This is a genomic window from Mycobacterium helveticum (genome assembly GCF_007714205.1).
Taxonomy (GTDB): domain Bacteria; phylum Actinomycetota; class Actinomycetes; order Mycobacteriales; family Mycobacteriaceae; genus Mycobacterium; species Mycobacterium helveticum.
The window spans coordinates 14,872-39,632 of record NZ_VMQU01000044.1; the positions used below are offsets into that span (position 1 = coordinate 14,872).

The window sequence follows — 24,761 nt, forward strand, 5'->3', positions numbered from 1 at the left end:
TGCCCCGCCGCCGTTACGGTTGGCGAACATGACGCAGCCAACCATCAGTGCCAGGGGCATGGACTTCACCGTGCGGCGGGCCGGGCAAGCCGGCGAGCCGGTGCTGCTGCTGCACGGCTTCCCGGAAACCTCCGCCATGTGGGCCGGCGTGATGGCGGCGTTGGCCGGCGCGGGCTATCGGTGCGCTGCCCCGGACCAACGGGGCTACAGCCCGGGGGCGCGGCCCCGCGAGGTGGAGTCCTACCGGCACGAGGAGCTGGTCGGCGACGTCGTGGCGGTCGCGGACGCTCTGGGCTTCGGCCGGTTTCACCTGGTGGCCCATGATTGGGGGGCGGCGATCGCCTGGCTCGTCGCGATCGCCGCGCCGTCGCGCCTGGCGTCGCTCACCGTGTTGTCGATTCCGCACTATCACGCCTTCGCGGAGGGGACCTGGACCGACCCCGCCGTCGAGGACTACCGCAACTTCCTGGCCTTGGTCCTCGCGCCGGACGGGGCGGCCGAGCGCGTGCTCGGGCAGGATCACCTCGCGGTTTTCCGCGCGCTGCTGACCGGGCACAGCGCCGCGGAACAGGAGCAGCTGGTCGCGGTGCTCGACCAGCCCGGAGCGTTGTCGGCTGCGCTTGCCTGGTACCGGGCTTCCGACGGGCACCGACGGATCTTGTCGGCCGCTCCGGAGCCGGTGACGGTGCCCACCCTGCTGATCATGGGCCGCGACGAGCCCTATGCCGGGCCGCTGGCTGTCGCCCTGGGGGAGAAGATCCCGATCGCCGACTACCGGCGCGTCGACCTCGACGCCGGGCATTGGCTGGTGCAGGAACGTCCCGCCGAGGTCACGCAGGCGATCGTCGACCAGCTGCGCCGCTATCCGATTTCCTGACCGGCCCGACCCCGAACCTCCGCGCCCGATTGACCATCCCGCAATTAGGTGTTGTGTATTTCGTGAATCGTGTTCCATACTTGGGCTCGGTGGTTTCGCTCGATCGCTCCGGGAAAGGCATCTCCATGACGATGGCCGACGTGCCGACCGCCGTGCACATCGGCGCCGACGAGCTGCCGTTCGTCGACCTCGGTGACGGCTCCAAGCTGAAGGTGATCCAGGTCAAAGAGGCCGAGGGCCTCTGGATCGTGGAAAACGTCTTCCGGGCCGGCTACGAAGTGCAACGCCACAAACACACGGGACCGGTTTATGCGTACACCACAACGGGGGCGTGGAAGTACAAGGAGTACAGCTACGTCAACCGCGCGGGCTCATTCCTGTACGAACCGGCCGGTTCGGTCCACACCCTGCAGGTCCTCGAGGACGACACCGGTGTCTGGTTCCAGATCTATGGCGCGAACCTGAACCTCGACGCGGACGGCAACATCGAGAGCATCCTGGACGCCTCCAACGTTCTGGCGACCTATCTTGCGCTGTGCGAGGCGGCCGGGCTGCCCCGACCCAACGTCCTGACCGGCTGAACCGTGACCAGCACCGCAGCGGGCCCCGCGGACCTGGCCAACCCCGACACCTTCGTCCGTGGTGTGCCGCACGAGGCGCTGGCGCAGTTACGGCGCACCGAGCCCGTGCACTGGCAGCCCATGGAGCGCGAGGAAGGCTTCTGGGCGGTGTTGCGCCACGCCGACGTCGTCCGGGTCGCCCGCCACCCCGAGATCTTCTCGTCCCATCACGGGGGCGTCGTCGTCGAGGACCCGGCGCCGGACACGCTGGCACGGATGCGCAGCATGCTGCTGGCCATGGACCCGCCCCGGCACACGACCCATCGCGCACCGCTGTCACCGCACTTCCGGCCGCGGGCGATTGCGCGCCTGGAAAGCCGGGTGCGCGACATCTGTCGCGGCATCATGGCCGAGGCTCGCGAAAAGCGGGACGTGGAGTTCGTCCACGACGTGGCCGCGAACCTGCCCACGCACGTGATCGGCGAGTATTTCGGCCTGCCGCGCCGCGATTGGGACTACCTGCAAACGTTGGCGCAGCGCAACACGTCCAGCCAGGATCCGGATTTGGGCGCCCCGGAGGCGGGCAACGCCACCGGCGGAGTCGAGATGGCCGCCTACGCCGTCGAGTTCGCGGCCGCTCGTCGCCGTGGCGCTCCCGCCGACGACCTGACCAGCGCGATCCTGCACGCGGACTTCGGCGGCCAGCCGATGAGCGATCTCGATTTCGGCGGATTCTTCGTGCAACTCGTCACCGCGGGTTTCGACACGACGAAGGGCATGCTTTCCTCCGGGCTGCTCACTCTGCTCCGGCATCCGGACCAGCTGGCCGAGTTGCGGGCCGACCCGTCGCTGCTGCCCGGCGCCGTCGAGGAGATCATCCGCTACGACAATCCGCTCCACTATTTCCGGCGCACCGCGCTCGTCGACACCGAACTCGCCGGCACCCGCATCGCCGCCGGCGACAAGGTGGCGATGTACTACACGTCGGCAAACCGGGATGAAGCGGTCTTCGCCGACCCGCAGGCCTTCGACATCCACCGCCGCCCCAATCCTCATCTGTCTTTCGGCTTCGCGAGCCACTACTGCCTCGGCGTGCACCTGGCCAGGCTCGAGGCCAGGGTGTTCTTTCGGGAACTGCTGGAGTCGTTCTCCGTCATCGAGCTCATCGGTGAGCCGGTCCGGGTGCGCTCGAACCTGAACAACTCGTTGAAGCACCTCCCCATCCGGCTGAGCGCCTGAGGACGTCGATGCCCGGCCGTGAGCCGCGCTCGGGGCGGCGACGGGCGCGCCGGTGACGTCGTGATCACCATGGGCTGCGGTGACGGCGGCACGCTTCACCATCTCGGCATCGAGGCGGCATCGGCGGACGCGGTGCGCGAGGAGATCGCCACCACCTGCTGCTACGCCGGGCAGGACGCACGCGTCTGATCGCGACCGCCGATCTGGGAGACTGGGAGCCGGCCGGGTTTGTCCAGCGTGGAAGGGGAACGGTTGATGACCGCGCCGACGGCAGGCCCCGACCAGCCCGACGATTCGATGCGGGGCTCCCTGCTCATCTGTGTCGTCGCGACCGTCGCGGGGGTGGCCATCGGGTTCATCGGAGGCGCTTTCCGCTGGTGCCTGAAGGCCGCCGAGCACCTGCGCGTCGACTTCGTGGACTGGGCCCACCGGCTGCCCGGCCCGGGCTGGCTGCTCCCGCTGGCCGCCGCCGCGGCCGGCGCCACCCTGGCCGCGCTGGTCGTGCGGTGGGAGCCGCTGGCCGCCGGCAGCGGGATCCAGCACGTCGAGGCGGTCTTCCGGGGCGACGCCCGGCCACCCCTGATCCGTTTGCTGCCCGCGAAGTTCGTCGGCGGCCTGCTGGCGATCGGTTCCGGGCTGGTGCTGGGCCGCGAGGGCCCGACGGTGCACATGGGCGCGGCAATCGGCGCCGAGACCGCGCGCCGGGCCCGGCTGCCCGACGCCGAGGTCAGGATGATGCAGACGGCGCTGGGCGGGGCGGGACTCGCGGTCGCCTTCAACGCCCCCATCGGCGGCACCCTTTTCACCCTCGAAGAGGTGACGAAGTCGTTCCGGGTGAAGACCGTGCTGGCCACGCTCATCGGGGCGTCGGCCGCCGTCGGGTGCTCCCGGCTCGTCCTGGGCAACCACCCCGACTTCCAGGTCGCACCGACCGGGGCCCCCAACCTGGTGTGGTTGCCGCTCTTCATCGCCTTCGGCCTGCTGACCGGAGCCCTGGGGGCCGCCTACAACCGGCTGGTGCTGTGGTTCGTCGACCACGTCGCCGCGCTGGGCCGGGTCCCCGCGCCCGCGAAGGCGGCGCTGATCGGCGCGGTCATCGGGCTGGCGATGTTCGTGCATCCGCTGACGGTGGGCGGCGGCGACCCCGTGAGCCAACTGATCCTCGGCGGGCACCACATCCTGCTCTCCGTGGTCATCGGCTACCTCGTGGTGCGGCTCGTCGCGGGCCCGCTGTCCTACTCGGCCGCCGTGCCGGGTGGGCTGTTCGCGCCGCTGCTGGCGGTGGGTGCGCTGTGGGGGCTGGCGTTCGTCGGGGTTTTCAACCTGATGTGGCCGACGAACGCGTCGTCGCTGGCGATTCCGATGGCGCTGGTGGGAATGGCGGCGTTCTTCGGGGCCACCGTCCGGGCGCCCGTCACCGGGATGGTGATCGTCGTGGAGATGACGGCCACGACGACGGTGATCGTGCCGATGATGGCTGCGACCGCGGCGGCGGTCCTCGCCGCGTATCTGGTGAGATCGCCGCCGATCTACGACAGCCTGCGCGAGCGCATGGCCGTTGCGGCCGTCATAGAAGACGGTCGCGGTTAGCAGGCCCGGTCGGTCCAGCCCAGCCGGCGGCTGACGCTGTCGGCGGCCGCGATCGTCCGCCGCGCGACCTCCGCGAAGGCGGAGGCCTCGAGTCGGTAGGCGGGCCCGGACACGCTCAGCGCCGCGGCGATCTGGCCGTTGGCGTCATACACCGGCGCGGCCACGGCGTTGAGCCCGATCTCGAGTTCCTCACGCGCGCCGGCCCATCCGGCGCGTCGCGCGGCGGCGAGTTCGGCTTCCAGGGCGTCGATGCTCACGATCGTGTTGTCGGTGAAGGCCTCCAGCGTGGGGCCGAGCCGCTCGCGCACCTCGTCGGCGTCCAGCGCGGCGAGCAGCACCTTGCCCGCCGACGTGGCGTGTGCCGGGCAGGTCTGGCCGACCCAGGTCTGCAGCGCGATCACGGCGATGCTGACGGCTTCGGCGATGTTGACGATCCGGTTCTCGTCCAGGACAGCCAGATTCGCCGTTTCACCGACCTCGGCCGCCAGCGCGTCGCAGGCGTCCTGGCTGAGCTTGACCAGATCCAGATGCCCGCTGCGCGAGCGCGCCAGCCGCGACACCGCGATGCCGAGCTGGTATTTGCCGCGTTCGGAGAGCTGTTCGACGTAGCCGCGCGACTCCAGCGCCGCGATCAGCCGGGACGCCGTCGACTTGTGCACGCCGAGCTCGTCGGCGATCTCGGTGACCCCGCCCTTGCCCAGGTCCGCGAGCAGTTCGAGCACCAGCAGGGCCCGATCGACCGATTGCACCGCGGGGCCCGGGTCGGAGCGGCCGGCGGGGGCATCTCCGTTGTCGCCGCTCGCCATGACGACCGAGCTTATACCGGTGTTCAGCGGGACCCGCTCACCTCGGCGCGATGGGCGCGCCGAGGCGCGAGACCACCCACCGATGGAATTCGGCGATGTGGTGTTCGGCGGGCACCAGGACGCCGCCGGCCCGGTAGGCGCGCGAGGACATCGCCGGCTGAGTCCGCCGGCAGGCATCGAAGTCCTGCTCGTTGACCCGGTGGAACAGCTCGGCCGAACGAGACAGGTCGGCCGTGGCCGCCACGTCCGGGGCGTACAGCCAGTCGCATTCGACGACGGTGCGATCGGGGGCCAGCGGAAACATCCGGTGGAAGATGACATGGTCGGGCACCAGGTTGATGAACACCGTCGGCTTGACGGTGATCGCGAAGTAGCGTCGCTCCTGGCCGGTGCCGACCCCGGGCAGGCTGGGGAACCCCGGGCTGCCGTCGACCGTGAAACCGTCGACGCCCGAACCGAACTCGGCGCCGTGTCCCACCGACGACTGCGCGGCGCGACCCCCCGCGAACTCGGGCAGCAGCCTGGTCAGCTCGGGGTGGATGGTGGCGCAGTGGTAGCACTCCATGAAGTTCTCGACGATCAGCTTCCAGTTGGCCGCCACGTCGTAGCTGACGCGGTGCCCCACCTGCAGGGTGTCGATCCGGTAGGCGTCGATGGCCCGCGGGTCGCCGAGCCGGTGCGCGGCCGCGCCGACGACGTCGTCCTCGAACGACGGCGGGTCCTCGGCCAGGCAGACCCAGGCGTACCCGAGCCATTCGCGCAGCGCCACCGCAACCAGGCCGTAGTCGCGGCGGTCGATGCCCGCGCCGCCCTCCTCGGTCAGCGCGCTGAGATTGGGTGCGGCCACCAGCGTGCCGTCCAACCCGTAGGTCCACGAGTGGTAGGGGCAGCGCAGGTTGCGGCGGACCCGGCCCTCGGGTTGCGTGCACAACAGCGCGCCGCGGTGCCGGCACACGTTGAGGAAGGCGCGCAGCATCCGGTCGCGGCCGCGCACCACGAGCACGCTTTCCCGGCCCACCTGGACTTTCTTGAACTGACCCGGCTCGCCGACGTCGCCGGCGCGCACGGCGCAGAACCACATGCTCTCGAACACGTGCCGCTGTTCGGCGGCGAAGACGGCCGCGCTGGTGTAGTAGTCGCCGCCCAGGGTCGGCAGCAGCGCCGGCGACGGCCGTCCGGTGGTCGTCATCGGGTCACCGGTCTCTGCGGGTCGAACAACGAGATGGGGTGGGCGGTGACGCCCTCGATGCACAGGTCGGCGAGGATCTCCCCGACCACGGGCACGAACTTGAAGCCGTGCCCCGAAAACCCATACGCCACAGTGACATTGGCGTATCCCGGGTGGCGGGCGATGACGAAGTGCTGGTCGGGGGTGTTGGAGTACATGCAGGTCGCTGTGTGCCGGCACCCGCCGGCCAGCGCCGGCAACAACTCGGTGACCCGCGCCCTCATCTCGTCGATCTCCCGCGGGCGCACCACCCGGTCGATGGTCTCCGGCGTGCAGGCGAGGCCCTTGCGGAAGAAGGCGACCTTCACACCGCCGCGTGGCCCGTCGATTGCCGGGAAGCCGTATATCTGTGCACCGGAATAGTTTTCGCTGATGAAGATCGGATGGTCGGCGAACGCGGCGGCGCCGCCGATCGGGTCCAGCCAGTACATCACCTGACGTTCCACCGTGATCGGGACCCCGAGCTCGGCCAGCAGCTGCGGCGCCCAGGCGCCGGGGCAGATCACCAGCCGGCCGGCCGTGTAGGACCCGCGGGGGGTCCTCACCCGCACGCCGTCGCGGGTCTGGCTCCACTCGAGCACCGGCTCGTCGAATCGCAGTGTGGCCCCCGCGCGGTCGGCGAGGTCGAGGTGCGCGCGCACCGTCAGCTCGGGGCGGGCGAACCCGGCCTTGGCCTCGTAGAGCGCGATGTCGCCCGGGTGGGGCGTGAAGTGGGGGAACCGCGCGGTGATCTCGGCGGCGTCGAGCACCTCGTGCGCCAGCCCCCACCGGCGGCCGGCCAGCACGCTGCCCGCGACGGTCCGGCAGTCCGGCGGCCCGACGAACAGTCCCCCGGTGAGCCGGTACACCTCGCGCTGGGCGTCGACGGCCAGCTTGTCCCAGAGCTCATAGGCGCGCAGCAGCAGCGGCACATAGCCGGGGTCCTCGAAGTAGGACTGGCGGATGATGCGCGAGCCGCCGTGGCTGGAGCCCCTGGCGTGCGCCGGTTGGTGGCGCTCCAGGCCGAGGACCCGGTGCCCGCGGGCGGCGACGTGGTAGGCGGCCGCGCTTCCCATGCCGCCGAGTCCGACGACGATGACGTCGTAAGCCGTTGTGGTCGTGGTCATGTCGGCCTACCTCCGGATCAGGGCAAGTTCTGGGTCCACGACGGCGTGCGGATGCACGGTCGCGGTGTGGCGGCGTCCGCGATGGTCGACGGTGAGCGTGTCGCCGACGGCCGCGCCCGGGGGCAGCCAGGCGTAGGCGACGGTGCGGCCCAGCGTGGGCGAATGGCCCGCACTGGTGACGAACCCGACGCACACGTCCCCGGCGTACACCGGCTCCTTGCCCAGTGCCACGGCGGCGGGATCGTCGAACACGATGGTGCGCAGCAGCCTTCGCGGCCGGGCAGCCAGCAGGGCGGCCTTGCCGATGAAGTCGGCCTTGGTCATGCGGACCGCGAAGCCCAGGCCCGCTTCGTCGGGCCGGTGCTCGGCGGTCATGTCGGTGCCCCAGGCGCGGTAGCCCTTCTCCATGCGCAGGCTGTTGAGCGCGATGCGGCCCGCGGCGACGGCCCCATGGCCCCGCCCGGCCGTCCACAGCAGGTCCCACAGTGCGGCGCCGTAGCCGGCCTCGGTGTAGATCTCCCAGCCCAGCTCGCCGACGTAGGACACCCGCAGCATCGTGACCGGCAGGGCGCCCAGGTAGGTCTGCAATGCGCGGAAGTACGGGAAAGCCCGGTGCGACAGGTCGTCCCGGCACAGCGGCTGCACCAGCTCGCGGGCGGCCGGGCCCCACACTCCCACACCGCAGGTGCCTCCGGTGACGTCGCGCAGCGTGACCGTGCCGTCGCCCGGCAGGTGCCGGGACAGCCAGTCGAAGTCCTGCGGCCCGTTGGCGCCTACCTGGAACCGGGTTTCGCCCAGCCGCGCGACGGTCAGATCGCTGCGGATGCCGCCGGTTTCGTCGAGCATCAGGGTGTAGGTCACCGAGCCCACGGGCTTGTCGACGTGGTTGGTGGACAGCCGTTGCAGGAAGCCGGCCGCGCCGGCCCCGCCGACCTCGAAACGGGTCAGCGGCGTCACGTCGTACAGACCGACGCGCTCGCGGGTCCGGTGCGCCTCGGCGATCGCGATCGGCGACCAGAACCGGCCGGCCCACTCGTCGCGGCCGGGGAAGCGCACCCCGGCGGCCGCGGCCTGCGCGGCCAGACCGGTATTGGCCTCGAACCACGCGGGTCGTTCCCAGCCCCCGCCCTCGTAGAAGAACGCGCCCAGCTCGACCTGGCGGGCGTGAAACGGGCTGGTGCGCAGGCCGCGCAGCGCGCTGCGGTGCTGGTGCGGGTGGACGATGTCGTAGACCTCGACGAACGCTTGCGTGCAGGCCTGTTCGATGAAGCGCGGGCTGCGCGCGAACTCCTCGAAGCGGTACAGGTCGCTCTCGTGCACGTCGAGCGAGGGGGTGCCGTCGACGATCCATTCGGCGACGGCTCTGGCCACCCCGGCCGAGTGCGTCACCCAGACCGCCTCGGCGACCCAGAACCCGCCGAGGTCCCGGTGCTCGCCGAGCAGCGGGAAGCCGTCCGGCGTGAAGGAGAAGATCCCGTTGAAGCCCGCCTCGACCTTGGTGTCGCCCAGCGCGGGCAGCAGGCGCACGGAGTCGCGCCAGGCCGGGGCGAAGTCCTCCTCGGTGAAGGGCAGCATCGCGGGCATCGGCTCGCCGGCGGTGTCGACCAGCAGGGTGGACAGGTCATCGGCCCCCAGGGGCATCGGCTGGTGCCCGTAGTAGCCGATGCCGAGCCGGTCGACGTGCTCGCGGAAGTACAGATCGGCGTCCTGGTGGCGCAGGATCGGCAGGCCCGCGTCGTGCTCGTCGGTGTTGCGGCCCACCAGCGGGGCGACCTGCCCGGTCGTGGCGTACTGGTGGGCCATCGGCACCAGCGGCAGGGTCAGCCCGACCCGGCGGGCCAGCCCGGCCCCCCAGAACCCGGCCGCGCACACCACGATGTCGGCGTCGATGACCCCGCGGCCGGTGCGGACGCCGCGGACGCGGCCGTTGCGGTCCACCACCCCGAGCGCCTCGGTGCCGGGCACGAAGGCCGCGCCCCGTGCGGTGGCGCGCCGCGCCTGGGCCTCGGCCGCCCGCAGGGCCGCGGCGAGCCCGTCCGGCGGGGTGTGGAAGCCGCCCAGGATCTGCTCCCGGTCCAGCAGCGGGTGCAGCGCCGCGCACTCGGCGGCGCCGAGGAGCCGGCCCGGTATTCCGCAGGCCTGCGCCCAGCCCGCCTTGCGCTGCAGATCCGCCCAGCGCGGCGCGGTGGTCGCGACCTCGAGCCCGCCGACCCGGTTGAACACCGGCCCGCCCGGGTGCCTCAGCTCCGAGAACTTCTCGACGGTGTAGCGGGCGAACGCGCTCATGGTGTGCGAGGCGTTGGTCGCAAACACCAGGCCGGGGGCGTGCGAGGTCGATCCGCCGGTGGCGAACAACGCGCCGCGGTCGACCACGGTGACCTCAGTGAGGCCGCGCGCGGTGAGCTCGTCGGCCAGCGACGTGCCGACGATGCCGGCACCCACGATGACAACTTTCGGTCCCATGATTCCTGCTCCCGGCGACTGGTGGCTATGTTGCGTATCACGAAACATGTTGCTTAATATGCAACGATAGCGCGGCCGCGCGGGGGCGGTGTCACGCCGACATGACAGCGTGGCGCGCGAAGCCGCCGCGGCGCCGGCCGGCGGCCTTACACTGACCCCCCGTGGGCATGCTGTTCGGGTTGGCGCCGTGGCTCGCCTACTGGGTGCTGATCGGTAACGTCCCCGCGACCGCCGCCGCGTCGGTCGCCCTGGCGGCCGCCGTCGCGGGGCTGCTGATCGGGGGTTTCCCAGGGCAGCCGGGACGCGCGCCGCAAGCCGGCGCGGTCGCGACGTTCGCGGTCCTGACGGTGCTCACGGTCGCGCTCGGCGCGTCGGTCGCCCGGGCATGGATGCTGCCGCTGAGCAACGCCGGCATCCTGCTGGTCACCGTGGGCGGCGCGCTCGGCGGCAGGTCGTTCGTCGCGGACGTCGCCGCCGCGGAGCAGCCGCCCGACGTCGTCAAGACCGAGCTGTTCGGGCGGATGGCCGGCCTGCTGACCTGGACGTGGGCCGCCGCGTTCGCCGGCATGACCGTGTCGTCGGCCATCCCGCCGCTCGTGCACCGCGACGCCACGATCCGCGACGCGACGACCCCGCTGTCGTTCGTCTGCTACTGGGTCGTCCCGGTCGTGCTGCTGGTGCTGGCCGCGCTGGTGTCGCGGGTGCTGCCCGGGCGGTTGCTGGCCGGGATCGAGGACGTGGTGCGGGAAACCTCGTTCGTCGCCTATGACGAAGCCACCATCGACGAGCTGTACTACCTGGCGCAGGAGCATGCCAACCGCGAAGTCGGCCCCGGCAAGGAGGCGTACAGCGTCAAGGTCGGCGGTATGGGGACGCCGCTGACCGGAGACGAGTCGCGTAAATCGTGGCCCTCCACCTACAAGGTCCGCGACAGGCGGCGGTGACGGCGCGTGCGGCGTTCACCTGCCCGGTAACTTCTCTTGGTCAGCCATTCGTGTGGGGTGTACGCCCGGTTCACCGGTACCGACCGGCTTCCCTTGACGTCCTCCCCGCAGTGAACTGCGAGGATTCCTCGTGCCGACCGGCTGTCTCGATAGGCGCTCATGCGGCTATCGCCGTGGGCTGGTCGATAGTGGAGGTTCGCGCCGAGCGGCTCTGTCGCATCATCGTTTTGGCTTTACGCCGCGCTTTGATGCGCGCCACCGACCTCCGCGAGGGCGGATGCCTCTTGCGTGCTAATGCACTACGGCTGGACTTCGGCGACTCATCGACGTCCTGACGATGCAGCCAGCCCTGGCGGGCTGCCTGCAAATCCAGCCGATCGACCCCATCGGCCTCGGTTCGCACATGCAGTCCGAGGTAGGCCGAAAACAGGTCGCGATCTTCTCGAATGCCGCACCCGCAGCGGTGCACCCGCTGGGAGAGCGGCTTTTTCTTTTTCGCCCCGCACAGACACGTTTGCGACAAGGCGGTGGCTGGTGGGTTGTATTCGTAGAGCTGGGGCCCGCCGGCGCTTTCAGCCTTGCGGCGCAACATCTCCACCAGCAGCCCGGGCGCGCGGTCGCGCACACTGCGCGGGAAGTTTTTCTGCCACGCGACGTACCCCAGTCGCTCACAGGCGATATCGGTGCCGCGGGCGATCAGCCGATTCGCCAAGCATCCGTGCAACGTCTTGCGGTGCTCTGCCAGCCGGCGATGCAACTCGGCTACGCGCATCACGGTGTGCTGCGCGGCGGCCGAACGCCGCCAGCCACAACGAACCCATTTGTGGCTGCCATCCCCGTCGAAGCAGTCCGGCGAGCCGGCGCGGTGCTGGCGGTCCAGATGCCGCTGAGTGCGGCGCAACCGCAGCGTGTCCAACCGGATCGCATCGGCCAGTGGCTCAACCCACCCCGACCAGCTCCCATCCGCGCGCGCCACGGCCACCGCGATCTGGCTCGGGCCCAGGTCGAACGACACCTGCCCGTCGCCGACCGGGTACCGGCGGGTCGGGCGACCATCACAGACCACCTGCATCCGGTAGGTGGCGCGCCCGTTGATCAGCGTGCGCACGATCCGCGTCGACAAGACTTTCCCGGCCGCGATCAGTGCCTTGATCTCGGCGAGCTCGGCCCGCTGTTCCTTACCGCGACGGCCCGACAGCGCGGGCGCGGCGATGGGGATGACGAACCCCGCGCCCCACTGCAACCCGACCAGACGCCCAGCCTCATCAGTTTTCGGGCGCAGCGCACCGTTGCCGTCCTTAGCCGCCAGCGAACGCAACCCGCGTTTGGCCGGCTTGAACCGCGGCTTGCCTTTGCGGCCCACATGCCACAGGCGCACCGCATCAAACGCCCGCGCCCCCAGGTTCTGGGTCTCCTGCGCCGGCAGATGCTCGCGCACCCACGACTGACGCAGCGACCAGGCGAACGACTGCGCCGCATCGGCGGTGAAACCATGTGCTTGCTCGAGTTCAACGGCGAAACCGACCATGTGCACTTGCTGATCGCATACCCGCCCACCCTGGTGATCTCCACCTTGGCGCAACGGCTTAAAGGCCGCACCGCTTACGCGGTCCGACGGGAGTTCACCGGCGCGTGTGTCCGCGCCCGCATGCGCGGCCACCTGTGGTCGCCGTCCTACTTCGCCGCCTCCTGCGGACGCGCACCCCTGTCCATCATCAAGCAATACATCGACGGCCAAGCCCGCCCACTCGCAACGCCGGGCTACGCCCGGCGACAGACCGGATGGGCTCACCTCGGGCTGAAGCCCGAGGCTTGCGCCCAAGAATTCGGTCACCGTCAGCGGCAGCGTCAAACTGTACGCCGAGAACCGCTCGCCGCTCGCTAGCCTCGGAGGCGTTGCCATCCAAGCGAATTCGCACGGGTCCGCGATCGCGGCGGTGCCCGGAAGCGCCACCGAGATACACGGCCTCGCCGACCGCGGCCCCACCGTCGACGGGCGTACCGCCGGCGAATCGCTGATGGACCTCAACGGGGTCCCGCTGGCACCGCAAAGAGCTGGAACGCCTTTCACCGTCCGATGGAAGCCTGCCCAAGGAACTCTCGCTGCGCGCCCCGAATCGGGGGCTGGAGGGCCTGGCGATCACCTCCGACGGCACTGCTGGGCATCATGCATTCCGCGCTGCGGACACCGGCCGGCCTGTCCGCGTCGGTGCCGGTGACCCGCATCGTGGCCGTCGACCTGACCGACCGCCGCGACGTGCACGAGTACCTGGACCCGTTGGCCGATCCGCAACGCACCAAGGCCGCGGGCATCGCCGTGGCGTCCAAGGCGCCCAAGCTCAATCTCGGCGCCCTGGTGCGGACCCTGTCGCCCAACGCCGAGCAACGGCACCCGGGACAGCGGCGAGATCCTGTCGGTGGGCATGGCCAAGGTGCCCGTCAACATGGACGAGCTGACGGTGCCGATCGTGGTCGGCGCACGGGCGCGCCCGTCGGCGTGCCGGGGGCCGTCGGATACGTTGGGTCCGGCGGGGCGTGCCAGCAGGGCCGCGCGCGCTCCACACTCCGGTTGCGGCCCGGCAAGGAGCACCGCGATGAGCACCGTCAGCCCGGACGCGATCCGTGCGGAGACGATCAGCATCATCGGCCACGGGGGCGACGAGATCGAGGCCTACCGGGCCATGCCGCTGGCCGAGGGGTCGCGCGGCGGGATCGTGTGGATCCACCACATGCCCGGACATGACCGGCAGACCAAGGAATTCGTCCGCCGGCTCGCCGTCAACGGCTATCACGCGGTGGCGCCGAACCTGTACTCCCGCGAGGCGCCGGGCGCTTCGCCGGACGATGCCGCCGCGGCGGCACGGGCGGCGGGCGGGGTGCCCGACGCGCGGCTGGTCGGCGACGTGGCCGGCGCGATCGAACACCTGCGCACGTTGCCCGGCGCGAACGGGAAGTTCGGTGTGATCGGGCACTGCTCGGGCGGGCGGCACGCGTTCCTGGCGGCGTGCTCGCTGCGGCTGGACGCGGCGGTGGACTGCTACGGCGCGTTCATCGTCGAGGCTCCCCCGGAGGGCGCGCCCCAGGCGATCACACCGATTCTCGACCTGGCGCCCAACCTGAGCTGCCCGCTGCTGGGCCTGTTCGGAAACGAGGACCGGTTTCCCTCACCCGAGGCGGTGGCCACGCTCGACGCCGAGCTGAACAAGCTGGGCAAGCCGCACGAATTCCACGCCTACGACGGCGCCGGCCACGCGTTCTTCGCCGTCGACCGGCCCGCCTACCGGGTGGAGGCGGCGCTGGACGGCTGGCGCCACATCGACGCGTTCTTCGCCACCCACCTGAAAGGCTAGGTTTGCCAACCCATGTGCACCTATCTCACCGAACACGTCGAGATCGACGGCAGTGGCAAGGGCGCGACGGGATGGTTCGGCGCCAAGCGCGCGACGGTGTACGTCGACCATCCCGTGCATGCGCCCTACGGCCACACCGTCAACATCGACGTGATCGACCCGCAGTCGGGCCCCTCGGCGCGGGTGGCGCTCGAACTCACCGAGGAGAGCGCGCTCGCGCTGGCCGACGCCATCCGCCAAGCCGTCGCGCACGCGCCGGCCGGCCTGGCGTCCAAGAACCAGTAGCCGCCGCGGTGACCGCCGATCGGGACTACCCGCAGATGGCCGCCGAACCCGGCAGGGTCGAGCCCGCACCGCGCCGGGTCCGGGGCTATCTCGGCGATGCGCTGGTCTTCGACACCACCGCGGCCCGCTACGTGTGGGAGGTGCCCTACTACCCGCAGTACTACATCCCGGTCGCCGACGTCCGCGCCGGGTTCCTGCGCGACGAGGGCCGCCCGCAGCGCGTGCAGTTCGGGCCGTCGCGGCCGCACTCCCTGATCGCCGGGGACCGGGTGTACGAGTCGGCGGCGCGGGTGTTCGACGGCGACGGCCCCGTGGCGGGCACCGTGCGTTTCGACTGGGGCCCGCTGCGCTGGTTCGAGGAGGACGAGCCGGTCTACGGGCATCCGCGCAGTCCGTACGTGCGGGTCGACGCGCTGCGCTCGCACCGCCATGTCCGGGTGGAACTCGGCGGAGCCGTACTGGCCGACACCATGACTCCCGTGCTGCTCTTCGAAACCGGTTTGCCGACAAGGTATTACATCGATCCAACCGATATCGCCTTCGAGCATCTGGAAGCAACGCCGACCCGGACGCTGTGTCCCTACAAAGGGGTGACGTCGGGCTGCTGGTCGGTGCGGGCCGGCGACACCGTCCATCCCGACCTGGCGTGGACGTACCACTACCCATTGCCCGCGGTCGCCGCGATCGCCGGTCTGGTGGCGTTCTACAACGAAAAGGTCGACGTCGTCGTCGACGGTGTGGCGCTGGGCCGGCCGCGGACTCATTTCGGCTGAGACCGCTGTGACATGTGCCTCGGTATCAGCGCGCAGCTGAGAAATTCTCAGTTTTCGGCTCCGGTGAGCATGCGTCCCGAAAGTTAGCGACGGCACGGGAATTCCTGCAAGCCAGAGGAAGCTTCGTTTGCCCGGACCCGAAAACCGGCCGGCCGCAGCGCCACGTGCCGGGCCGGTCGGGTGATGTGGGTTACAGGACGCGAATTGGCTTTATTTTCGAACGGAATTCAGCCGGTACTGTTGAAAAAGGCAATCATCTTGCAGGTGCTGGGACACGGGTGAATCCACGCGGCCGGTCTCGTCGAGTGTTTCGCGACCACTGTCGCGCGTGGAGGTAGGACGCACACAGCAAAGGCGGTGTCAGCATGAAAGACGCAAACGACCGGACGATCGCGCGGGATGGCCAGCTCATCGAACTCGGCGAGACGCCGGAATTCCCGATCGTCGTCAAGATCGTCGTGGGCAACGGCCCGATCAGCGCCATCGCCGCCACCCGCGACGGCTCGCAGCTGCTCGTGACCAATTACGCCGACCACAGCGTCTCCGTCATCGACGCCGCCACCTGCCGGGTCACCGGAACCATCGCCGGCCTGGGCGAGCCGTCGGCGATCGCCGTCGGCGGCCGTGACTCCGGTCACGCGTACGTCCGCACCGCGACCGCGGCCTATGACGCCGTCGCGGTCCTCGACCTGGCCACCCGGGCCGTCGTCGCGTCGCATCCGCTGGCGTACAGCGTGAGCGACCTGGCGGTGAGCCCCGACGGCACGCAGGTCTACGCCGGCCGCAACGGCGCCGGCGTCGCGGACGTCGCCGTGCTGGACACGACGACGGGTGCGGTGGAAACGGTCGATCTCGGTGACGCGCCGGCAACCACCACGGAGTGCCTGCGGGTCAGCCCCGACGGCGCCCACCTCTACGTCGCCGCCGGCGGACGGCTGCTCGTGATCGAGACCGGCCCGCGGTCCGGGCCTGGTGATGCGCGCGTCCTCGGCTCCGTCGACATCGGCCTGCCGATCCGTGACGTCGCGCTCAGCCCCAACGGGGCGCTGGCCTACGTGCTCAGCAGCGCGCCGGAGGCCGGTGCCGTCATCGACGTCGTCGACACCCGGACCCGCAGGATTATCGGCACGCGCAAACTCGGTGAGGTCACGGGCGTCGTCACCGGTCTGACGCTCAGCGGCGACGGGTATCGCGCCTATCTGGTCAGCGCCGACAGCGTCACGGTGCTGTGCACGCTCACGCAGGACGTCGTGGGCACCGTCGACGTGGTGCACAAGCCGTCCTGCGTGGTGGAAAGCCCGGACGCCACCCACCTCTACATCGCCGAGTACTCCGGCGCGGTCACCGTGGTGCCGGTCGCCTCGATCGTGGCGCTGGGGATCGAGTGCGCCGAGTGGGTCATACCGGAGCTGGTCGCCGACGTGCCCGCCCTCGTGTAACGGGCTCCTGCGCAAGGCGGTTGTTCCGCCAACCCGTTTTCTCCCTGCACGTGCGCGGCGATACCATTCGGCGCACCGATACCGAGGGGTGAAGGCGGCACAGCGATGGACAGCACGATGCAGGACTTCCCGCTGACGATCACCGCGATCATGCGGCACGGCTGCGGCGTCCACGGAGCCCGCATGGTCACCACGGCCACCGGCGGCGGCTACCGGCACACCACCTACGCCGAACTGGGGCAGCAGGCGGGCCGGCTGGCCAACGCGCTGCGCCACCTGGGCATCACCGGGGACCAGCGGGTGGCGACGTTCATGTGGAACAACGCCGAACACCTGGCGGCCTACCTGGCGGTGCCGTCGATGGGCGCCGTGCTGCACACCCTCAACATCCGGCTCTTTCCCGAGCAGATCGCCTACATCGCCAACGAGGCCGACGACCGCGTCGTGGTCGTCGACCTGTCCCTGGCCGGACAACTCGCCCCCGTGCTGCCCGAGCTCAAAAGCGTGCACACCGTGATCGCGGCGGGGGAGGGCGACACGGCGCCCCTGGACGAGTCGGGCAAGACGGTGCTGCGCTACGACGACGTCGTCGCCGCAGAGTCCGCCGAATTCGCCTGGCCGGACATCGACGAGGGCTCCGCGGCCGCGATGTGCTACACCAGCGGCACCACCGGCAACCCCAAAGGCGTCGTCTACAGCCACCGTTCCAGCTTCCTGCACTCGATCACGACGTGCACCGCCAACGGCGTCGGCGTGGGGGCCGACGACACGGTGCTGCCCATCGTGCCGATGTTTCACGCCAACGCGTGGGGGCTGCCGTATGCGGCGCTGATGGCGGGTGCCGACATCGTGCTGCCCGACCGCCATCTCGACGCCCGGTCGGTGATCGACATGATCGAGACCCTGCGGCCCACCGTGGCGGGCGCGGTGCCCACCATCTGGAACGACATCCTGCATCGCCTCGAGGACGACCCGGAGCACGACCTGTCGTCACTGCGGCTGGTGGCCTGCGGCGGTTCGGCCGTCCCGGTGTCGCTGATGCGCACCTTCGAGGAGAAGCACGGCGTCCAGATCCGGCAGATGTGGGGGATGACGGAGACGTCGCCGATGGCCACCACGGCCTGGCCGCCGCCGGGGACCCCGCCGGAGCAGCGGTGGGCGTACCGCGCGACCCAGGGGCAGCCGGTGTGCGGGGTGGAGATGCGCATCGTCGACGACGAGGGTCGGCCGCTGCCCAACGACGGCAACGCCGTGGGCGAGGTCGAGGTCCGCGGGCCGTGGATCGCCGGCTCCTACTACCGGGGGCGCGACGAATCGAAGTTCGACTCGGGCTGGCTACGCACCGGCGACGTCGGCCGCATCGATGACCGAAGCTTCGTCACCCTGACCGACCGTGCCAAGGACGTCATCAAGTCCGGCGGCGAGTGGATCTCCTCGGTGGAGTTGGAGAACTGCCTGATCGGGCATCCCCACGTGCTCGAGGCCGCGGTCGTCGGAGTTCCCGACGAGCGGTGGCAGGAGCGACCGCTGGCGGTGGTCGTGGCCAAACCGGGCGAACCGGTCAGCGCCGAGGAGCTGCGGAACTTCCTCGCCGCCAAGGTCGCCCGGTGGTGGCTGCCGGAGCGGTGGACGTTCGTCGACGAGATCCCGCGGACCAGCGTCGGCAAGTACGACAAGAAGGCCATCCGGTCGCGGTACGCCGAACACGGCTACTGGGTGATCGAAGCGCGCGACTGATTGCGCGAGCAGACGCAAAAGCCCCCAATTCGCCTGGCGAATAGGGGCTTTTGCGTCTGCTCGGCGCCGGCGTCGTTACTGTCGAAAGCATGTGTCGACTTTTTGGCCTGCACGCCGGTACGGACGTGTGTACCGCGACTTTCTGGCTGCTCGACGCCCCGGACAACCTGTCCCGTCAGAGCCGAAGAAACCCCGACGGCACGGGCCTGGGCGTCTTCGACGAGCACGGCCGCCCGCAGCTGCGCAAGCAGCCGATGGCGGCCTGGGACGATGCCGCCTTCGCCACCGAAGCGCACGAGATGACCGGCACGACCTTCCTCGCCCACGTCCGCTACGCCACGACCGGCGCTCACACCGTGCCCAACACCCACCCGTTCCTGCAGGACGGGCGGCTCTTCGCGCACAACGGCGTGGTCGAGGGGCTCGACGCCGTCGACGAACGGCTGCGCGAGGCCGGGGTGAACGACCTGGTGCTCGGCCAGACCGATTCCGAGCGGGTCTTCGCCCTGATCACCGCCCGCATCCGCGACCACGACGGCGACGTGACTGCGGGCCTGCTCGACGCCATGCGCTGGCTGGCGGACACCGTGCCGCTCTATGCCGTCAACGTGCTGCTGAGCACGGCCACACAGATGTGGGCGCTGCGCTACCCGCAGACGCACACGCTCTACGTCCTGGACCGCCGCCACGACCGCGCCGACCGGGATTTCCACCTGCGGACCAACCGGATCCGTGCGTACTCGCGGCACCTGGGCGCCCGGTCCTCGGTGGTGTTCGCCTCCGAACGGATGGACGACGACCCGCGCTGGCGGCTGATGGAGCCCGGCGAGCTGATCCACGTCGACGCGGGCCTGCACATCAGCCGCAGCGTGGCGCTGCCCGGCCCGCCGCGCCACCAGCTCGCCGAGTCCGACCTGGACGAGCCGGTGCGACAGGCGCAGCACGCACCGGCCTGAACGCGGCCGTCTGGCAGAGTGCATGGGCGTGGCAACCCGACGTGCGCTGGTACTGGCCGGTGGAGGAATAGCGGGAATCGCCTGGGAGACCGGTGTTCTGCGCGGCATCGCCGACGAGTCGCCGGCCGCGGCGCGGCTGCTGCTGGACTCCGACGTGCTGGTCGGGACCTCGGCCGGTTCGGCGGTCGCCGCGCAGATCGGCGGCGGCAGCACGCTCGAGGAGCTGTTCGGCCGGCAGGTGGCCGAGTCGTCGGCCGAGATCGACTCCGGCGTCGATGTCGACGACATCACCGGACTGTTCCTGGCCGCCCTGCGCGAGCCCTACGACGATTCGCAGGACCTGACCCGCCAGCGCATGCGGCGGATCGGCGCGGTCGCGCTGGCGGCCGACACCGTCGCCGGGCCGGTCCGGCGCCGGGTGATCGCCGAACGCCTCCCGTCACACGAGTGGCCCGGCCGCGCGCTGCGGATCACCGCGATCGACACCGCCGGCGGCGACCTCGTCGTCTTCGACCGGGACTCCGGCGTGGACCTGGTCGACGCGGTGGCGGCCAGCTGCGCGGTGCCGGGGGCGTGGCCGCCCGTGTGCATCGCAGGCCGGCGCTACATGGACGGCGGGGTGTCCAGCCCGGTGAACCTCGGGGTGGCCGGCGACTGCGACGAGGCGGTGGTCCTGGTGCCCACCGGGGTCGACGCGCCGTCACCGTTCGGCCCCGGGCCCGCCGCCGACGTCGCGGCGTTCGGCGGCACGGCGTTCGCCGTCTTCGCCGACGCGAACTCGCTGTCCGCCTTCGGGCCCAACCCGCTCGACCCGCGGTGCCGCATCGCCTCCGCGATCGCCGGGCGCGAGCAGGGACGCCGGGAAGCCCCGGCGCTCGCGCGGTTCCTGGGTCTGTGACCCGGCGCGCGCCGGTCAGCCCTCGATTGCAGGCGGCGCGCCTGCGTCGGAGACCGTTTCGAAGGCGTCCAGCGCCCGGTCGGCCACCGCACGGCCGGCGGCGATCACCTCCTGCGCCCGGTGGAACTCCAGGCTGCGGCAGGTCGAGCGCGGAACCTCGATCAACAGATCGGGGGGGTAGGCCGCCAGGCTGTGGCGCGCCAGCGCCGACTGGGCGATGTCGATCGTCCGGTTCATCACCTCGAAGCTGCTCAGCCGCGGAACGTCGGGGTCTTCGGCGGGCTCGGGGAGCTCGCCGTCGGCCTCCGTCGGGGGCCGCTCGGCGTCGGGCCCCGCGCCGAACCTGCCCAGCACCGCACGGGCGGTCGGCCGGTCGAGCAGCGAGCGGGCGGCGGCGGTGTCGAGCAGCGCGGAGGTGCTGCGCACCATGCGGTTCAGCCACTCGGCGGTGGCGCCCGGCTCCGCGGCGCGGGTGGCGATCACCTCGCTGCCGCTGAGGTTCACCGCAATGGTCAGCTCGGCGTTGACCGCCGAGAGGGGGGCGATCGGCAGCGGATCGAGGATGCCGCCGTCGGCCAGCAGCCGCCCGTCGAGCTCGTACGGGGCGATCACCCCGGGAATCGCGATGGACGCCCGGATCGCCTCGTCGAGGGGGCCGCCCTGAAACCACACCGACTTGCCGGCCAGCAGATCGGTCGCGACCGCGGTGTAGGGGATGGACAGTTGCTCGATGGCGACCGGGCCCAGGATGTCGCGCACCGCGTCCAGGATCTTGCCGGCCCGCAACACCCCCGCGGCACTGATGGACGGGTCCAGCAGCCGCAGGATCGTGCGCTGGGTCAACGACTTCGCCCAGTCGGCGAACTCGTCGAGGCGCCCGGCCGCCCGCAGGCCGCCGACCAGCGCGCCCATCGACGAGCCGGCGATTCCCACGATGTCGTAGCCGCGCGCCTCCAGCGCCTCGATCACCCCGATGTGGGCGTAGCCGCGGGCGCCGCCGCTGCCGAGGGACAGCGCCACCCGCGTCGGTGCGGATCGACGGGCGACCGGCGCGCCAGGTTCACCGGGCATCCACTCATTCTGCGCGGCGCAGCGGTCCCCGGCAGCCCGCGCGGCACTTTTGTGCACCGTGATCTCAACGACGTGATCTCAACGACGTGATCTCAACGACGCCCCCACAACCGGGCGGCCGCGGGCCTATCCGCATTCGTCGTTGGCGGCCGCCCGCGCGGCGACGATCACGGCGGCCTGCCGGGGCAGGCTCAGCCGCGCCCACGGCGCGTTCCAGGTGCCCGGGGTTCCCGACGGCGACGCCTGCACCATCGCCAGATACGACTCGACCCGTGATTCGCCGGTGTTCGGCTGGGCGTCCATCCACACCTTGGCGGCGTGACAGGCCTGGAAGTACTGCTCCTCGGTGGAATCGGCCGGGACATCCACGCGGGTCGTCACGCCGCCAGGGGACAGACCGATCGCGCCCGGCGGCGCCGGATCCGGGACGCCGGCGGTGCCCGACGGCCGCGCCGGCGACGGCGTGATCCGGCCGCCGCGGGCGCCGTGCGAGCAGCCCGCGAGCGCGGGCGAACAAGCCAGCACCCCGACCGCGACGACGACCGTGCCCCACCGCGGGAACCGACGACTGCAGCAGCGCACGATGCCAATCTATGCAACACTGGCGGCCGTGATGGCGAACTTCGGATTCTGCGGGTGTTGTCGGCCGTAACACCGCGCCGAGCACCCCGTCCGTTTTCGCCTCTGGAGTTCCTCGATGTCCCTGCCCCTCACCGCTCGTGCCGGCCTGCGCGCACGCAGCCTCTCGTCGCCGTCGTCCGGGCCGACGCGGCTGCGGGTGCCCGATCTCCTCTACGCCACCGACCGGGCCGCCGACGACGTGCTCAGCGGACGCTGCGACCACCTGCTGCCCGCCGGCGGCATCCCGGCGTCGCGGCGCTGGTTCACCCGCATCCACGGCGACGACGAACTCGACATCTGGCTGATCAGCTGGGTGCCCGGCCACGCCACCGAACTGCACGACCACGGCGGGTCGCTGGGGGCGCTGACCGTGTTGTCCGGGGCGCTCAACGAATTCCGTTGGGACGGAAGGCGGTTGCGGCGCCGTCGGCTCGACGCCGGGGATCAGGCCGGGTTTCCGCTGGGCTGGGTGCACGACGTGGTGTGGGCGGGCGGCGGCGAAAGCCCGGCCCGGCCGGCGCTGAGTGTGCATGCCTACTCGCCGCCGCTGACCGCGATGTCGTACTACGAGGTCACCGACACCGACACGGTGCGCCGCAACCGCACCGAACTGACCGCCCACCCGGAAGGGCCGTGATGAGCCGCATCGACGTCGTCGTCCGATCCGCCCGGCGCCGCTACCGCCGGCTTGCCGCCCCCGAGGTGCCCGACGCGCTGCGGCGCGGGGCGGTGCTCGTCGACATCCGGCCGCAGCAGCAGCGATACCGCGAGGGTGAGCTGCCCGGCGCGCTGGTCGTCGAACGCAACGTCCTGGAATGGCGTTGCGATCCGACCAGCGACGCCAGGCTGCCGGAGGCCGTCGGCGACGATGTCGAATGGGTGATCGTGTGCTCGCAGGGTTACACCTCGAGCCTGGCGGCGGCCGCGCTGCTGGACATCGGTCTGCACCGGGCCACCGACGTCGTCGGCGGCTACCGGGCGCTGGCGGATTCCGGGGTGCTGGGCCGGCTGCCCGGCGGTTGGGCGGCGCGGGCCGACGCCGGCCTCGCGCGCCGCTGGATCTAGTCGCTGGAGTGCAGCAGCGGCCGCAGCCGGTCGGTCTTGGCCGGCGTCCAGCCGGGCGGCGACAGGACGGCGGCCCAGCCGTTGGCGACGTCGGCGGCGTACCGGTGGCCATGTCCCTCCGGCACGTCCAGGGCGACCGCCATGTCCGCGGTGACCTGAAGGAACGTCACCACCGGAATCCAGCGCGTCTGCGGCAGCACGTCGTAGCCCCGCTTCTCCTTCAGCCAGTCCGGTTCCTTGAACAGCAGGCTCGGCGTCCACCAGGCGATCGGGTCCGACGCGTGCTGAAGGTAGACCACCCGCGGGACGTCCCACGGGGCGTCCGGGCGGGCGAAGTTGCTCGCACGGGCGACGAACCGGACGTTCTTGCCGTCGTGGTAGATCGGCAGCCACTCGGGCGAGCCGGCGTCGCGGGTGGCGGTCAGGTCCGTCCAGATGGTGTTGTTGAACGTCGGTCCGCTAAACAGCGCTCCGTCGGTGCGGGCCAGGACGTTGTTGAGGCTCATGAACGGCGCCTCGGCGCCGAACGACCCCAGGCTCTCGCCGAACACCACGAGCTTGGGGCGATGCCCCTCGGGCATCAGCCGGATCAGCCTGTCGACGGCCTCGAAGAGGGCCTGACCGGCGTGCCGGGCGTTCTCCTTGTCCACCAGGAACGACAGCCAGCTCGGCAGAAACGAGTACTGCATGCTCACGACCGCGGTGTTGCCGTCGTACATGTACTCCAGTGCCGAGGCCTCGGCCTCGTTGATCCAGCCGGTGCCGGTGGTGGTCCCCACCGCGACGACGGCGCGCTGCAGCCCGCCCATGCGCTGCAGCTCCCGGGCCGCCAGCTCGGCGGTCGCGGTGATGCCGTCGGCGGAGTTCAGGCCGGCGTAGGCCCGGATCGGCTCGGTGGCCGGCACCCCGTTGAACTCGGTGAGCTGCCCGACGGTCGGGCCGCCCTCGACGAAGATGCGGCCCTCCCGGCCCAGCGAGTCCCAGGACGCCAGCGACCCCGGGCCACCCGAGCGCAGCGGGCTCCTCGGCGGGGAGGTGTCGGGGTTCATCTCGTTGTTGGCCGACGCGAAGGTGTTGTTCATGGTGCGCATCGCGAACTTGAGCACGACCCCGTTGAGCAGCATGATCGTCAGCACCGCGAGGGCGACCACCACGATGGTGGCCGAAAGCCGGAACGGTGCCACCCGGTCAACCCGATCGACCAGGAAGCTGACCAGCCGGCGGGTGGACTGCCCGATCTCGACCAGCGTGAACAGCACCACGAGCGACAGCCCCGCGGCCACCGGGTAGTCGTACCACTGCAGGTGCGCAACCCCCATCAGGTCGCGCACGTCGTCTTGCCAGACGTGAAAGCGGATCGCCATGATCACCATGCCGACCGCCCCGATCGGTATCAGCATCATCCAGGCCCACCGCGGTGCCGGCGGGCTGGAGTCCCGGTCGCGCATGTAGCGGACCAGCCAGACCGCGAAGACGCCGATGCCATAGCCGATGCCGCCGGAGATCCCGCTGACCAGACCCTGGAACAGCGCGCCGCGGGGCAGCAGTGACGGCGTCATCGAGAACCACACGAAGATAAGGCCGGCGGTGGTGCCGGTGAAGGTGTAGTGGCGCAGCCACCACTGCCTGCCGGCCGGGCGGCGCCGGCCCGCGCGCCCCGCCTCCGGCGGGTAGGCAACCCTGCGGGATTAGGCTTCCGGGCCCCGCAGGGCCAGTGTCTTATAAACAAAAGACGCTGCCGACGATATGGAGT

23 protein-coding genes and 1 pseudogene are annotated in these 24,761 nt (G+C 70.9%); 16 read left to right on the forward strand and 8 right to left on the reverse strand.

The window, feature by feature from the left end:
• The first annotated feature begins 28 nt into the window (after nucleotides 1–28).
• The 5 genes from FPZ47_RS12365 to FPZ47_RS12380 all read left to right on the forward strand — a co-directional run bounded on the left by FPZ47_RS12365 (nucleotide 29) and on the right by FPZ47_RS12380 (nucleotide 4,266).
• The gene (locus FPZ47_RS12365; RefSeq protein ID WP_168209430.1) at nucleotides 29–877 is read left to right on the forward strand and encodes an alpha/beta fold hydrolase; all 849 of its coding nucleotides are present in this window, start codon (nucleotides 29–31) and stop codon (nucleotides 875–877) included.
• Nucleotides 878–966: 89 nt separating this feature from the next.
• Complete coding sequence (locus FPZ47_RS12370; RefSeq protein ID WP_210419891.1) at nucleotides 967–1,458, forward strand: 2,4'-dihydroxyacetophenone dioxygenase family protein; 492 nt, start codon at nucleotides 967–969, stop codon at nucleotides 1,456–1,458.
• 3 nt (nucleotides 1,459–1,461) lie between these two features.
• On the forward strand, nucleotides 1,462–2,676 hold the full coding sequence (locus tag FPZ47_RS12375) for a cytochrome P450 (protein WP_210419892.1): 1,215 nt from the start codon (nucleotides 1,462–1,464) through the stop codon (nucleotides 2,674–2,676).
• 18 nt (nucleotides 2,677–2,694) lie between these two features.
• Complete coding sequence (locus FPZ47_RS28360; protein ID WP_168209431.1) at nucleotides 2,695–2,865, forward strand: VOC family protein; 171 nt, start codon at nucleotides 2,695–2,697, stop codon at nucleotides 2,863–2,865.
• Between the two features lie 66 nt (nucleotides 2,866–2,931).
• The gene (locus tag FPZ47_RS12380; RefSeq protein ID WP_246133200.1) at nucleotides 2,932–4,266 is read left to right on the forward strand and encodes a ClC family H(+)/Cl(-) exchange transporter; all 1,335 of its coding nucleotides are present in this window, start codon (nucleotides 2,932–2,934) and stop codon (nucleotides 4,264–4,266) included.
• On the opposite strand, the gene FPZ47_RS12385 is transcribed toward FPZ47_RS12380, so the two are convergent.
• Genes FPZ47_RS12385 through FPZ47_RS12400 form a run of 4 tightly spaced genes read right to left on the reverse strand, consistent with a single transcriptional unit; the run spans nucleotide 4,263 to nucleotide 9,869 of the window.
• A complete protein-coding gene (locus tag FPZ47_RS12385; RefSeq protein ID WP_168209432.1) occupies nucleotides 4,263–5,072 on the reverse strand; it encodes an IclR family transcriptional regulator in 810 nt (269 codons plus the stop codon). The two genes, FPZ47_RS12380 and FPZ47_RS12385, sit on opposite strands and share 4 nt — an antisense overlap.
• Nucleotides 5,073–5,109: 37 nt before the next feature.
• Nucleotides 5,110–6,261, reverse strand: coding sequence for an aromatic ring-hydroxylating oxygenase subunit alpha (locus tag FPZ47_RS12390; RefSeq protein WP_144945756.1), 1,152 nt, complete (start codon nucleotides 6,259–6,261; stop codon nucleotides 5,110–5,112).
• A complete protein-coding gene (solA, locus tag FPZ47_RS12395; RefSeq protein WP_144945753.1) occupies nucleotides 6,258–7,406 on the reverse strand; it encodes an N-methyl-L-tryptophan oxidase in 1,149 nt (382 codons plus the stop codon). The genes FPZ47_RS12390 and solA overlap by 4 nt, the downstream gene beginning before the upstream one ends.
• 6 nt (nucleotides 7,407–7,412) lie before the next feature.
• On the reverse strand, nucleotides 7,413–9,869 hold the full coding sequence (locus tag FPZ47_RS12400) for a GcvT family protein (RefSeq protein ID WP_144945750.1): 2,457 nt from the start codon (nucleotides 9,867–9,869) through the stop codon (nucleotides 7,413–7,415).
• A gap of 161 nt (nucleotides 9,870–10,030) precedes the next feature.
• Here FPZ47_RS12400 and FPZ47_RS12405 point away from each other — a divergent pair, with 161 nt between their 5' ends.
• Nucleotides 10,031–10,813: a hypothetical protein gene (locus tag FPZ47_RS12405; RefSeq protein ID WP_144945747.1), complete on the forward strand. Its 783-nt coding sequence runs from the start codon at nucleotides 10,031–10,033 to the stop codon at nucleotides 10,811–10,813.
• A gap of 157 nt (nucleotides 10,814–10,970) precedes the next feature.
• Here FPZ47_RS12405 and FPZ47_RS28365 read toward each other — a convergent pair whose 3' ends face one another.
• Nucleotides 10,971–12,395, reverse strand: coding sequence for a zinc ribbon domain-containing protein (locus FPZ47_RS28365; RefSeq protein WP_425461720.1), 1,425 nt, complete (start codon nucleotides 12,393–12,395; stop codon nucleotides 10,971–10,973).
• Between FPZ47_RS28365 and tnpA the strand changes: the two genes are divergently transcribed.
• From tnpA to FPZ47_RS12450, 8 genes are all read left to right on the forward strand, one after another.
• Nucleotides 12,291–12,698, forward strand: a complete 408-nt coding sequence (tnpA, locus tag FPZ47_RS30630; protein WP_428321246.1) for an IS200/IS605 family transposase — start codon at nucleotides 12,291–12,293, stop codon at nucleotides 12,696–12,698. The genes FPZ47_RS28365 and tnpA overlap by 105 nt on opposite strands.
• A 709-nt stretch (nucleotides 12,699–13,407) precedes the next feature.
• Nucleotides 13,408–14,163 (forward strand): dienelactone hydrolase family protein, encoded by a 756-nt coding sequence (locus tag FPZ47_RS12420; RefSeq protein ID WP_144945741.1) that lies wholly within the window; start codon nucleotides 13,408–13,410, stop codon nucleotides 14,161–14,163.
• 12 nt (nucleotides 14,164–14,175) lie between these two features.
• On the forward strand, nucleotides 14,176–14,448 hold the full coding sequence (locus FPZ47_RS12425; protein ID WP_144945738.1) for a DUF6295 family protein: 273 nt from the start codon (nucleotides 14,176–14,178) through the stop codon (nucleotides 14,446–14,448).
• 35 nt (nucleotides 14,449–14,483) lie between these two features.
• The gene (locus tag FPZ47_RS12430) at nucleotides 14,484–15,221 is read left to right on the forward strand and encodes a DUF427 domain-containing protein (protein ID WP_144945987.1); all 738 of its coding nucleotides are present in this window, start codon (nucleotides 14,484–14,486) and stop codon (nucleotides 15,219–15,221) included.
• A gap of 365 nt (nucleotides 15,222–15,586) precedes the next feature.
• Nucleotides 15,587–16,660: a YncE family protein gene (locus tag FPZ47_RS12435; protein WP_144945735.1), complete on the forward strand. Its 1,074-nt coding sequence runs from the start codon at nucleotides 15,587–15,589 to the stop codon at nucleotides 16,658–16,660.
• Nucleotides 16,661–16,765: 105 nt separating this feature from the next.
• On the forward strand, nucleotides 16,766–18,397 hold the full coding sequence (locus FPZ47_RS12440; protein WP_144945732.1) for a fatty acid--CoA ligase: 1,632 nt from the start codon (nucleotides 16,766–16,768) through the stop codon (nucleotides 18,395–18,397).
• Between the two features lie 89 nt (nucleotides 18,398–18,486).
• Entirely contained in the window at nucleotides 18,487–19,353 is an 867-nt protein-coding gene (locus tag FPZ47_RS12445; RefSeq protein ID WP_144945729.1) for a class II glutamine amidotransferase, read from the forward strand.
• 28 nt (nucleotides 19,354–19,381) lie between these two features.
• A complete protein-coding gene (locus tag FPZ47_RS12450) occupies nucleotides 19,382–20,251 on the forward strand; it encodes a patatin-like phospholipase family protein (protein ID WP_210419893.1) in 870 nt (289 codons plus the stop codon).
• Between the two features lie 15 nt (nucleotides 20,252–20,266).
• Here FPZ47_RS12450 and FPZ47_RS12455 read toward each other — a convergent pair whose 3' ends face one another.
• Nucleotides 20,267–21,322, reverse strand: coding sequence for a patatin-like phospholipase family protein (locus FPZ47_RS12455; protein WP_144945723.1), 1,056 nt, complete (start codon nucleotides 21,320–21,322; stop codon nucleotides 20,267–20,269).
• A 126-nt stretch (nucleotides 21,323–21,448) separates the two neighbouring features.
• Entirely contained in the window at nucleotides 21,449–21,904 is a 456-nt protein-coding gene (locus FPZ47_RS12460; RefSeq protein WP_144945720.1) for a lipoprotein LpqV, read from the reverse strand.
• A gap of 115 nt (nucleotides 21,905–22,019) precedes the next feature.
• Between FPZ47_RS12460 and FPZ47_RS12465 the strand changes: the two genes are divergently transcribed.
• Complete coding sequence (locus FPZ47_RS12465; RefSeq protein WP_144945717.1) at nucleotides 22,020–22,580, forward strand: cysteine dioxygenase; 561 nt, start codon at nucleotides 22,020–22,022, stop codon at nucleotides 22,578–22,580.
• Nucleotides 22,580–23,008 carry a rhodanese-like domain-containing protein gene (locus tag FPZ47_RS12470; protein ID WP_144945714.1) on the forward strand — a complete coding sequence of 143 codons (429 nt, stop codon included), beginning with the start codon at nucleotides 22,580–22,582 and terminating at the stop codon, nucleotides 23,006–23,008. Before FPZ47_RS12465 ends, FPZ47_RS12470 begins: the two co-directional genes overlap by 1 nt.
• Here the strand turns inward: FPZ47_RS12470 and FPZ47_RS12475 are convergent.
• Nucleotides 23,005–24,630, reverse strand: a pseudogene (locus FPZ47_RS12475) (alpha/beta hydrolase); the annotation flags it as partial. The gene FPZ47_RS12470 and the pseudogene FPZ47_RS12475 overlap by 4 nt on opposite strands.
• Nucleotides 24,631–24,761 lie beyond the last annotated feature (131 nt).